Origin of the sequence: Methanosarcina spelaei (assembly GCF_002287235.1) — an archaeon.
Classification (GTDB): Archaea; Halobacteriota; Methanosarcinia; order Methanosarcinales; family Methanosarcinaceae; genus Methanosarcina; species Methanosarcina spelaei.
Genome location: NZ_LMVP01000066.1, coordinates 1 through 10,846, shown reverse-complemented (window position 1 = coordinate 10,846; position 10,846 = coordinate 1). Strand labels below are relative to the sequence as shown.

Annotated in this window: 11 protein-coding genes and 1 pseudogene; 8 read left to right on the top strand and 4 right to left on the bottom strand. The window is 38.8% G+C overall.

What is annotated here, in order from left to right; all coding sequences use genetic code 11:
- Positions 1-1,037 precede the first annotated feature (1,037 nt).
- The 6 genes and pseudogenes from ASJ81_RS22615 to ASJ81_RS05050 all read left to right on the top strand — a co-directional run bounded on the left by ASJ81_RS22615 (position 1,038) and on the right by ASJ81_RS05050 (position 4,303).
- Entirely contained in the window at positions 1,038-1,190 is a 153-nt protein-coding gene (locus ASJ81_RS22615) for a hypothetical protein (RefSeq protein WP_170943202.1), read from the top strand.
- 21 nt (positions 1,191-1,211) lie between these two features.
- Positions 1,212-1,364: a hypothetical protein gene (locus ASJ81_RS22610; protein ID WP_170943201.1), complete on the top strand. Its 153-nt coding sequence runs from the start codon at positions 1,212-1,214 to the stop codon at positions 1,362-1,364.
- A 203-nt stretch (positions 1,365-1,567) separates the two neighbouring features.
- A pseudogene (locus ASJ81_RS05065) lies at positions 1,568-1,701 on the top strand (IS110 family transposase); the annotation flags it as partial.
- 61 nt (positions 1,702-1,762) lie between these two features.
- Entirely contained in the window at positions 1,763-2,233 is a 471-nt protein-coding gene (locus ASJ81_RS05060; protein ID WP_095643534.1) for a methylated-DNA--[protein]-cysteine S-methyltransferase, read from the top strand.
- A 179-nt stretch (positions 2,234-2,412) separates the two neighbouring features.
- On the top strand, positions 2,413-3,270 hold the full coding sequence (locus ASJ81_RS05055) for an ABC transporter ATP-binding protein (RefSeq protein WP_170943200.1): 858 nt from the start codon (positions 2,413-2,415) through the stop codon (positions 3,268-3,270).
- Positions 3,260-4,303 (top strand): ABC transporter permease, encoded by a 1,044-nt coding sequence (locus tag ASJ81_RS05050; RefSeq protein ID WP_095643533.1) that lies wholly within the window; start codon positions 3,260-3,262, stop codon positions 4,301-4,303. Before ASJ81_RS05055 ends, ASJ81_RS05050 begins: the two co-directional genes overlap by 11 nt.
- Before the next feature lie 83 nt (positions 4,304-4,386).
- Here the strand turns inward: ASJ81_RS05050 and ASJ81_RS05045 are convergent, their stop codons facing one another.
- A complete protein-coding gene (locus ASJ81_RS05045; RefSeq protein WP_245859823.1) occupies positions 4,387-4,911 on the bottom strand; it encodes a DUF1616 domain-containing protein in 525 nt (174 codons plus the stop codon).
- Between the two features lie 111 nt (positions 4,912-5,022).
- On the opposite strand from ASJ81_RS05045, the gene ASJ81_RS05040 reads away from it, so the two are divergent.
- The gene (locus ASJ81_RS05040; RefSeq protein WP_095643532.1) at positions 5,023-5,811 is read left to right on the top strand and encodes an SAM hydrolase/SAM-dependent halogenase family protein; all 789 of its coding nucleotides are present in this window, start codon (positions 5,023-5,025) and stop codon (positions 5,809-5,811) included.
- Positions 5,812-6,091: 280 nt separating this feature from the next.
- Entirely contained in the window at positions 6,092-7,597 is a 1,506-nt protein-coding gene (locus ASJ81_RS05035) for a HEAT repeat domain-containing protein (protein WP_095643531.1), read from the top strand.
- Between the two features lie 7 nt (positions 7,598-7,604).
- On the opposite strand, the gene ASJ81_RS05030 is transcribed toward ASJ81_RS05035, so the two are convergent.
- The 3 genes from ASJ81_RS05030 to ASJ81_RS05020 form a co-directional block, all read right to left on the bottom strand.
- The gene (locus tag ASJ81_RS05030; protein WP_095643530.1) at positions 7,605-7,793 is read right to left on the bottom strand and encodes a YHS domain-containing protein; all 189 of its coding nucleotides are present in this window, start codon (positions 7,791-7,793) and stop codon (positions 7,605-7,607) included.
- An 816-nt stretch (positions 7,794-8,609) separates the two neighbouring features.
- A complete protein-coding gene (locus ASJ81_RS05025; protein ID WP_095643529.1) occupies positions 8,610-9,602 on the bottom strand; it encodes a radical SAM protein in 993 nt (330 codons plus the stop codon).
- A gap of 288 nt (positions 9,603-9,890) precedes the next feature.
- On the bottom strand, positions 9,891-10,565 hold the full coding sequence (locus ASJ81_RS05020; protein WP_245859821.1) for a hypothetical protein: 675 nt from the start codon (positions 10,563-10,565) through the stop codon (positions 9,891-9,893).
- Positions 10,566-10,846: the final 281 nt, after the last annotated feature.

Here is a 10,846-nt window from a genome sequence, read left to right as displayed (position 1 = left end):
GGAAATGCTAACATTCAGGTGTTTTAAAACATCAATCGGATAAAAATGGATTATCCTTTTTCTGCTCATTTCTTATTTACCTCATTCGATTTACTCCAGAGGCAAGATTATACAAACTTTGAACACTATCAAAGTCAACTATATCTTTGCCTCTGTGCGTTCAGGAGTTTAAACCGATTTTTCAAGTTCAGTTCAGATCTGTTTCGTTTTTTATACACTGTTATGTAAGAATGGTACTTCTTTCAACATAAACTTTACTACAAAATTATTTAATCAATAGATAAATAATATTATAATTTAATTGGAAATTAGACACAATAATCTAATATTATGGCTCTTCGCTATTTCGAGTGGATAACTTACATTTAGTTCCTAAATGTTGAAGTCGCATATATCAAATATGTGAACAGTTGCTGTTGAAAATCACATTCAAGTTTGATATTTTCCTATTTGGAAGGCTTTTCTTTTGCCTTCGGCTTTTTCAGCTTAGGCTTCAAGACCTCATGAACGTGTTCTAGAGCTCCAGAGAAAAAAGCTTTAGAGTCTGATCTATGAGAAAACACTATACCCGATTATTTTGCTGACAATACCTTTTAAAAAGTGTTTTGCTCGTGTTTTCTTATTGAGCATATCCTGAAACTCAAATTTGATTTTTGAATTTCGTATGTGGAACAATCAGCTGAATACCTAATCACTAAAATGATCCTGAAGACTCATAATGATTTAGAATCAAATAGGTTTTAGGACAAGGCTCATTCTTTGTTTCTTTTTTGGGTAGAAGGATAATGAACAAGTCCAGTTCCGACAGTCCATAGCCCAGAACATAAGCTCCTCTTAGGGACTCATGCTTTTTTTAAGATATTTTCGGAGATGATCATAAGGTGCAACCTCTGTTGCTTCTTTGGGCCCCCTGCGGGACCAATGCCAGGACAAAAACCGGCGCCGAACAGTATGAATATTGAGAATTTCACACCCCGCTTCTCCACGTATTGAATGGCGGATTTGTGCATTAACCAATTGAGACAAAAAGAGGTTAAATGAAAATGAATTTTAAAATGAATTTTACCGTTTTTCTGGAATTCCCGGACGGATATATATTCGACATAATCCAGAAGATAATAACGCATAGAGTCAAGGAATTTCTCAAGATCTTCAAGGGATTTATTGTTTCACTCATTGAGGGACTATAACCGTAGGGTCGGAAGGTTAAAGTGAGTTCAGAGGCTATACAGTACCCGCTGCTTGCTGCGTTCCAGTTTAAAGCCGTTGATATTGTCCTGCTGGCGGCCTTCATCAGTAAAACTGGTCCTGTATTCATAGTGGAGGTAGTCTTCACAGAATACAAAACTTCCAAAGGAGAATAGGACACTTCAAGGCATTTCTACTTGGTGTGGGTAAGGTATTCCATGTATGAGGTTTTGACTTCATCCTCAACTTTGTTGTGTTTGATCCAGTCCTGATCTTCAAAAATGTCCAAAACTTTGAATTCTGTTCATTAGTCATTGGTTAAGGAATTTTCTTGCCTGAAAGCTATCGATTTATCATTAGAAGCCGGCCTTAAATATATGACAAGAGAATATCAAATCTTAAAAATTGGGTAATATCAGATAAATTTAATGTCGTTGCCTGTGAATCAATAAGTGACTTCTGGTTCCAATCTATGAATCATTGATCAATAATCTGCCTGTTATAGTTGGGAATTAAATAGATTTCTACCAGAAGCGATACAACTATCTGCAATCATATTCTGGAGGCGAACAAAATGTACTATGACATAATCGAATCCCCAATTGGTCCCATTATTCTGGCAGGGAATGAAAAAGGACTGAAACATCTTATATTCCTGAAAGGAAAGAAGAGAATAGAAATCCCTGCTGACTGGATAGAAAATAAAGAGTTTTTTAGGGAGGCTACAAGGCAGCTTGAAGCTTATTTTTCCGGGGAACTCAAATCCTTTGACCTTAAACTGGATCCTGAAGGAACGGATTTTCAGAAGTCAGTCTGGAGAACTTTATGCGAAATCCCCTATGGGGAAACCCGAACTTATAAAGAGATAGCTGTATCTATTGGAAAGCCAAAGGCTTATAGAGCGGTGGGACTTGCAAATAACAGGAATTCGATTGCGATAATAATTCCCTGCCACAGGGTAATAGGCTCAGATGGAAAACTTACAGGTTATGCAAGTGGGCTGGATATAAAGGAATTTTTGCTACGGCTTGAAAGTGAGTGCTGAGAGATCCTTCAGTGCCAAAATATATTGTAAATAAAAAAATTTAATTACTAGAAAACTTATAAAATTCTATAGTATTTTTTAAGAGATACAGAGAGTTATTTTTCTGCTTATGATGCAAGTAAATATTATTCGTCGTTTTGATTGAAGAGCGGAATGATTCTGAAATCGCTGGTAGTGCCATGGATAAAGAGATAGTTACTGAGAACTTATCTAAAAAATATGGCGATTTCGAAGCTGTGAAGAGTATTTCGTTCAGTATCAAAAAAGGGACTATATTCGGACTTTTGGGCCCAAACGGAGCAGGAAAATCCACTACTATTAAGATTCTTACCTGTCAGCTTCCTCCTACCTCAGGTACTGCATATATCGGAGGACTAAACACCGTATCGGATGCAGTAAAGATAAAAAAGAAAATCGGAGTTGTTTTTGAGTCTCAAAACCTGTATGAAGAATTATCGGTTTATGAAAACCTCAACTTTTTTAGAAGATTATACAATTCTCCGAAAGAAAGAATAGGTGAAGTACTCAAGGCCGTAGGAATGGAAAGGTATCAAAAAGACAAAGTAAAGACTTTTTCAAAAGGCATGAAACAAAAGATAATGATTTCTCGGGCCCTTCTCAATGACCCCGATGTTTTATTTCTGGATGAGCCCGGAAGCGGATTGGACCCACGTTCGGCAAGGGAAATAAGGCAAATGATTCTTGATCTTAAAGAACAGGGAAAAACAATCCTCATAACGACACATAATATGGAAGAAGCCGATTTTTTATGCGATTGTCTGGCTATTATACATAAAGGATCTATAAGAGCTATGGACACTCCTACAAATTTGAAAAAAAGGTATGGGGAAAATGTTCTAATAATCAAGACTCTAAAAGGAGATATTTACGAATCGCCGCTAAATACAAAAACCAGTAGCGACATCTATGAGAAACTCTCCGAAAATAATCAGGTGTCCTTTGTACATTCAAAAGAGGCTACAATTGAAGATGTTTTCATAAAACTGACCGGGGAGAAATTAACTGATGAATCTTAACGTTGTGCTGGCTATTTTTAGAAAGGACTTGATAACATCGGTAAAGAACAAGAACTTATTGATAATACTATTAACTCCGGTCTTTTTGTCTCTTCTATTTAATTCTACAATTTCATTGACTGATAACACTGTAGTACCCGTTGCAGTTTATGATGAAGGTTCCAGTACCGATTTCATTGAATATCTAAGTTCGAGAAGTAACTATGATGTAACTATTGCAGACTCTGCCGTTAAGTCCGAAGAGTTACTTTATAATCAAAAAGTTTCAGCCATTATGCTTGTGCCAAAAGGCTTCAGTGCAGATATAAAAAATGGGCTCACTCCTTCCCTGAATATCATTGTCAATCCGTATGAGGCAAAATCAGTCGTATTTTTGCAAACTTATAAAGACATTGTCATGGACTTTGCAGGACAGAGATATCCGGTGAACATTACCTTAAATACGCTCCCTGGAAACTTGCAGTCAAGATTCAACATCCCTGTGTGGATTATGTTTACCGTAATATTTGTTGGAATGATGGTTTTACCCAATACGCTAACTACAGAGAAAGAGAAAAAAACCCTTGAAGCAATACTTGTGTCACCAGCTTCGGAAAAAGATGTGATTTATGGCAAATCGCTTTTTGGACTGTTCTTGACTATACTCATATCCCTGGTTATAATTATTATAAACAAAGGTTTCGTCGGAAACTTTCTATCAGTCACAGTTTTTATAATTCTCGGTTCTACCGTATTCACAGGCCTTGGGCTTCTGATTGCCAGTTACGCTGATACTTACTCTTCGGCATCTCTATTTTCCACTGTTTGCATGGCACCCATGATTTTGCTTGCCCTGCTGGCCGATTTGTCCCGAGAGATCGGGTATATTTCCCATCTCGTACCAAGCACTTACGTGTTTTACGGAATAAAAAATGCTATGTTGAATAACTCCGGAATCTCTGATCTTTATCCTGAGGTTGGAACCCTTCTCATATTTAACATTCTTGTATATGTGCTGACATTTCGTGTTCTCAAGAAGAAAAGATATTCTTGAGAACACGGAGTTAGAGTTGCTCGATTTTATTATTTCAGCCTTTCTTGAGGACAGGGGTCAGTGCCGAACCTCAGCTCAGTTGCTTATATTGCCGTTAAAGGAGCTGAATTATTCTTCGAGAAATTCTGCGTTGTTACATTTATCCATAGGTTAAGATTTCTGTAAGGTACACTGACATTTTCTTCTAACATGTCCTTTTTATCGTTATTGTAGAGCAAAAATTGAAGGTTCAAGTTTGTTCCCTCGAAGGGGGGAGTTATAGTGACTGCTTTTTCCAAGGTCTCATTGTTCCCGAGGCATATATTTTTCCAAATATCCGACAAAGGTAGAGGCGTGTCCTCGAGCCTGACTTCCAGCGTATAGTTTACGGGTTTCTGCTCATGATTTATAATTCCTATTATTACAGTCCCATTTTCCCCGAGTACGTAGTCGATAGGATAATTTTCAGCTGTTCCATCGGGCCCCAGAATATAAAATTCGGTAGAGGGTTCCTGTAAGGATTCAGAACTCTGTTTGACGTTCATTATTTCCTCGCAGCCCGATGCAAGAAGAGCAAGGCTTATTAGAATCAGTATGACTAGTTTCCTTATATACATAATCCATCTCACTGCGTCTCCAAGTTTCCTAAAAATTTTTATTTTTGACTATTACATCCTCACATCTTTATATAATTTCTCAGTCCTGCATATTGTAAAATAGAAAAAAACAGAGTGATATTTATGCCTTTAATTTCACTAACCACCGATTTTGGAGACCTTTATCCCGCAGCCATGAAAGCCGTAATTCTGGGAATAAACCCTGCTGTACAGATTGTTGATATCACCCACTCCATCCGACAGGCAGGAATCCGGGAAGGAGCTTTTGCGCTTTATTCCCTTGTTCGATATTTCCCGCAGGGAACCGTACATATAGGCGTTGTCGATCCCGGAGTTGGGACTTCACGCCGTGCTCTTGCTATTAAAGCAGGCTGTGGAGGAGAAGAACAATTTTTTGTCGGCCCTGATAACGGGCTGTTGATCCCTGCAGCGCGCAGCCTTGGCGAAATTGAAGTATACGAAATCACAAATCCTGAACTTATGCTGAAATCAGGAGTTTCTGCAACTTTCCACGGCAGGGATATTTTTGCACCTGCAGGAGCCCATCTCTCAAAAGGCACACCTATCGAGGCAGTAGGACCGAGAATTTCGGATTTCGTTGACCTTGACTTTGAAAATTTCGGAATTGACGGCCCCTTTATTATAGGGGAGGTTATTTTTGCAGACAACTTCGGAAATGTTATTACCAACATCCCGGAAGAAGTAGTTTTAAAATTCTCTAGTTTTGGCTCACAGATAGAAATAAACAGCAGAAGGATCTCCTTTGTTCAAACCTATGGTTTTGTAGGGGAGAAAGAGCCTCTTGCCCTTATAGGCAGTCACAGATTCCTGGAAATTGCCGTAAACAAAGGAAATGCTGCACGTCAGTTCGGACTTAAAAGCGGAGATCAGGTAGTAGTAAAGACTGTATAAAAACGATCATATAAAAATGATAGTATAAAATGGCCGTATAAAATGACCGTATAAAAAATGGCTGTATAAAAGCGACTAGCAATTCTAGATCAATTACTTTAGATCAATTATTTTAGATCGGCTATTTTAGATCGGCTATTTCAGATCAGATCAGTTATTTTTTAACTTTTGGATTTCCTTTTAAGTAGACCTTAACTGTTTTTCTTTCTCAAAAGTCAACAAGATACTTAATTCAGCGGAATTTTTATATAACTATCCGGGTACAGGCAGTCTGTTGAGAATGAAACTGACTACCTTGAAAACTTACAAGCTTGAAGTTTTCTTTTTATTTGCTCTGGTTATTTTGAGCGTTTTTACCCTCTCAGGAAATGGAAATGCAGATAATTCTGCAGCAAGCTCTGGGGGAACTTTCTGGCTCCCCTCAACAGTAATGCAATCAGTAGCCGCATTGTATGCCGTATTTATTGCTATTTTCATACTATCTCTGCAAAGCAACAGGGACAGCACTAACTCGATTGCCAACCGGATAAAACCGCCTCTAAAGATAGTATCCTATACGGCAGCAGGAACAATATATTTTAACGGACTGATACTGATTGTTTTTAGCTTTGGCTCATTTTCCGAAGCCAAAATGAAACTTTTACTGATTTCCTCTCTTATTTCAATGGTTCTATCCCTCTTAGCCATCGTTTATACCTCCATGAACCTGTTAAGCAATGTTTCGGGCTTAAAAACCTCATCTGAAAAGCTTTCGTACATTTCGGATCTTCTTAGAGGACAGGAAGAAAATCCTGTTAACCCACTTAAACAAAGCGAAAAAGATACACAATTCTGCATCAAAGCTCTGGAAGACGAAAATCCTGAGGTCAGAGCAATTGCAGCCGAAGCCCTGGGCCAGGCAAGAGGCCCTGAAGTAGAGAAGGCACTTCTTGGACTCCTTGAAGATAAGAATTCAAGAGTAAGAATAACTGCAGCCAGAAACCTTGGTCGGATAGGAACAGAAAATGCATCAGTACCGTTAATTAAACGATTGACTGTAGACAAAGACCCTGTGTTCCGAGCGTGTGCTATAGAATCCCTTGGGAACCTTAAAGACAAACAGGCAGTTGAACCTTTAATTAAGAGCCTGGACGACAAAGTTCCCGAAGTCAGGATAGCTGCAGCCCGTTCCCTGGGGATTTTAGGTGATGAGAAAGCTGAGGAAGCCCTTATTGCAAAACTGGATAAGAGCTCTCCGGAACTGCAAAAACAGATAGTATTGGCTCTGGGGAGCTCTGGCAGCAAAAAACCCACAGGACTCAGTAGTAAAAAAGCCACAGAAGCCCTTATCCGCAAACTAAGAAATAAGGACCCCGAAATTCGAAAGTGTGCTGCCGAATCCCTTGGGAAACTGGAAAATCCAGAATCAGTAGCCTCGCTTCTCAAATGCCTTGATGATACGAATCCTGAAGTAAGAAATGCTGCTGCTTACTCTCTGGGAACCCTTAGAGCTGAAGAAGCAATAGATGCCCTTCTGGAAATGCTAGACGAAGAAGATTCCGAACTCCGAATCACTGCAGTCTATGCCCTTGGGAATATAAGCAGCCGAAAAGCCGTTGATGCACTTCTCGAAACTCTCAATGACAGCAACCCCTGGGTCAGACGGTACGCCGCCGAAGCCCTTGCAAAAATAGGTGATCAAAAAGCAACAGCTTCCCTTGTCAAAAACTTAAACGATCCTGAATCTGAAGTCAGGTGGACTACAGCTGAAGCTTTAAGGGTACTGGATAAGCAGAACTCAAGGTAAAAGAAAATTATACCTTAGCTTCCTTTTCACGGAAGCCGGTGTACTTTTCCGGGTTATCCTGGAATCTCTTCATGCACTCATACGAACAAAAATAATATGTTCTCCCCTTGTAGTCACTTTTGTATGTTACATCCCTTGACGTAACATCCATATCGCATACAGGATCAAAACGTGTTCCACTCCCTTTCATTTGCATAATTTTCCTCCATTGGTCCGATGTATTACTTTTCTTCTGATACAAGGTAAGGTTCAGGTCAGCAAATAGAGAAAGAGTAATACTGGGAAGATAGAATCAAATTAATTCACAGCAAAAAATTTTTAGATTTAATGGATGTCTCCCGAAAAATATTCTTATTTTTCCCGAATATCCGTATCTTTATAGCTGCGAAGATTTTTTGATTCTTCAAAGCCGAAATAACGGTAACTCTTCACCCTTCCCCACTACGCTTTTCATCAGTTGCTGCAAATAAACCCAAATAACTGATTATTACTATAATATTTAGCAGTTTTTATATAATTGTTTTCGGTAGCGTTTCTTACTCTTCTTGCTTCCAGATACTTCTCACACTGATTTTAATTCTGCTTGAATGAGTGAAGTAAGTGTGTTGTATAATCCTTGGAAGCTGGGAGATGAAAACACAGTAAGCCTTTTTTAAATTTCTAGGTGATATAAGTCATGACTCATGAAGTAAAAAGTATTGCTGCCTATTTTCTTGGAATTCTCAGAACTGGTAAAGCAATATATTTTATCAAAAACCTAAATGATACTGACTCTGAGATCAGATAATTACACCTACAACTTTAAGAGTACAGGATTAGCAAAACTGGGTTCTCAAATTTATAAAGTAGCTTTTCTCTCCCATAATTCAGCCCTCTTGAGCGAGCAAAGCGAGCGAAAAGGGCTTCGTGCTCCCGAAACGAAATTCGGGTAATTCAGCCCTCTTGAGCGAACGAAGTGAGCGAAAAGGGCACCGTCCTCCCGAGACGGGACTCGGGTGACGGAACTCGGGAGTTACATCCACTCGTAATGCATCAGAACTTCAGGATTAAAACTCTGCATCAAACTGTTTTCCGTATATCCAAAAAAGAGGCAGCCACTGCAGTTTTCGACGATTTCCTTTCTGTGTTCTTCCGAGTTTTTCCAGACGCTCTCAAAGCCGTCCCAGATCACGTTTCCAAGTGGCTCGTTATGCACACGGCAGGTTTCCAGAGTGCCGTCATGCGTCACATTCATAATAATCCCACTAGCTCTGCATTTGTAGTCCATTTTTCCGTCCCTGACCATTTTGAGGTAGGTTTTGGAATTGATTATAGGGTAATCTTGCTTCTTAAGCTCGATTATGTGGTCAACTGTACAGTGGAACTTTTCCTTATTTCGAATCCCAATATCATTCCAGATCTCATCACTGATTCCGGGAAACTCGTGGACAGGCTCGAAGGAAACCTTTACTCCCAGCTTTTTTGCAAGTAAAATAAGTGTCTCGATATCGTCCAGGTTTTTTCCTGTGAGCACGCAGTTCATCAAAATGGGATTTTTCTTTTTCTGAAGTTTTCTAACCTTAATAGCTTTTTTTAAACCCTTCAATAGAGTTTCAAAATCCATCCTTCGAATTTCTTTATAACTATCTATTCCATCCACTGAAACCGAAAGGTAGTCCACATCTCCAAGCTCTTCCGCTCTCTCGTAAAGCAGTTTTCCATTTGTGACCATGGAAGTGATCAAACCGATTTTTTTAGCATGTGCCATAATATTAGGCAGGTCTTTTCTAAGAAGAGGCTCTACGGTCCAGGCATTGTAAACTCCGATTCCGAATTCTCTCGCATCATTTAATAATTTGAAAATCTCTTCTTTAGTCGGCTCTTCTCCGGTTTTCTTCCAGTACTCACAGAATTTGCAGCGCATATTGCAGCGGGCATTTACACCGTGGGAAAGGACAAAAGGACGCTGTCTCACACGGATCTGCCAGAGTGCTCTTGAAGCCAGGATAGGATCAAATCGGGACATGGAACTCTCTTATATATTTTTTTGTGAAAGACTGCTTATTATTCATTATCTCTTCTATTATAACCTTTTTTTGGAGAACTGGTTTGTAACATATTTTTTCGGCTCCATCCAGCTTACTGACTTATGAGCCGAAGTTCGTGGATAATTTGTTAAACCGTTTAATACCTGGAGAGTGATCAGATATGATATTAAAGTAAGCTAAGTCAAAGTTATGTGCCAGGAATCGTGTGAAAATTCCTTGTAAATAAATAGAAATTGAGTTAACTGCTAATTTACTCATAACTAATTTTAAGTAGATCCAATAGTTACCGGATTTAAAACGTTTCCAGGATTCCTGTATGTTATTGCTCTAACTAAAAAACATATTCCTATAACCGGCATCACAAAGAGCCAATAGAATGCCTGAAAAGCGACAACAGCATCAAAAGTCGGCCCTCCTCTTGAAAGTGCATGTGAAAGTCCACTGAGCGTGAAGAAAAGGAGTGACATCGAAAGCATACTCGCTACAGATGAAACTGCAAGATATGCATTCATCGAGGCAGGATGTCTATCCATAGATAAGAAGACCAGTGCCGAGAACGGGGACAGTAACGCCATAAATAGCATCACGAGTGTTTCTGCGATGCCGATGTGGTCACTAAGAAGTTCTCTACCACTAAAAATAACCCAAAAATTTACGATAACTAGTACAAATAGAGAAATACATAATGGGACTGCCAGATACCATCTGGGTAGTACTTTTCTTGCTTCCACCAAAAAAAGAACGGAACCCAAAAATGAAATAATGCTCAATAACTCTGTCAAGTCCCCGAAAGAAAGTATTGTGACAGATATTGACCAAAGTATACAACTTATTATTAAGGCTGCGGTCCAGTAAAACATAAAGATAGCAGACATCAATGCCAGTGCGATTTTTATCCTCATTAAATCATCACCGTAAATTTCCACAACAAATGTTTTCAAATTTCATATGTCTTGCACCACACTGGCAATTGCAGATTTAATTATAGTAGGACTTACGCGACACAATTCCATAATCTAGTGATTTCTCTTATTGTTCTTTCCTCAAACCTACAATTTTCTCTGCTGACTACCTCAAAAAGCTGCAATAATCTTGAAAAACAAATTCTTTGGCATTTTTGCCAAAGAATCAGTTTATTCATTAGATATTTTTTTTGATTATTTTATCTAAAATCAATACGCTCCGCTACTTTCTAAAGTGAAACTTTTATCAAAATAGCTTA

Excerpts from the sequence above, each read along its gene's own strand:
- ASJ81_RS05050 (WP_095643533.1), top strand. The coding sequence starts at position 3,260 with ATGAATCTTAACGTTGTGCTGGCTATTTTTAGAAAGGACTTGATAACA.
- ASJ81_RS05025 (WP_095643529.1), bottom strand. The coding sequence starts at position 9,602 with ATGTCCCGATTTGATCCTATCCTGGCTTCAAGAGCACTCTGGCAGATC.
- ASJ81_RS22615 (WP_170943202.1), top strand. The coding sequence starts at position 1,038 with ATGAAAATGAATTTTAAAATGAATTTTACCGTTTTTCTGGAATTCCCG.
- ASJ81_RS05040 (WP_095643532.1), top strand. The coding sequence starts at position 5,023 with ATGCCTTTAATTTCACTAACCACCGATTTTGGAGACCTTTATCCCGCA.
- ASJ81_RS05060 (WP_095643534.1), top strand. The coding sequence starts at position 1,763 with ATGTACTATGACATAATCGAATCCCCAATTGGTCCCATTATTCTGGCA.
- ASJ81_RS05030 (WP_095643530.1), bottom strand. The coding sequence starts at position 7,793 with ATGCAAATGAAAGGGAGTGGAACACGTTTTGATCCTGTATGCGATATG.
- ASJ81_RS05055 (WP_170943200.1), top strand. The coding sequence starts at position 2,413 with ATGGATAAAGAGATAGTTACTGAGAACTTATCTAAAAAATATGGCGAT.
- ASJ81_RS05035 (WP_095643531.1), top strand. The coding sequence starts at position 6,092 with ATGAAACTGACTACCTTGAAAACTTACAAGCTTGAAGTTTTCTTTTTA.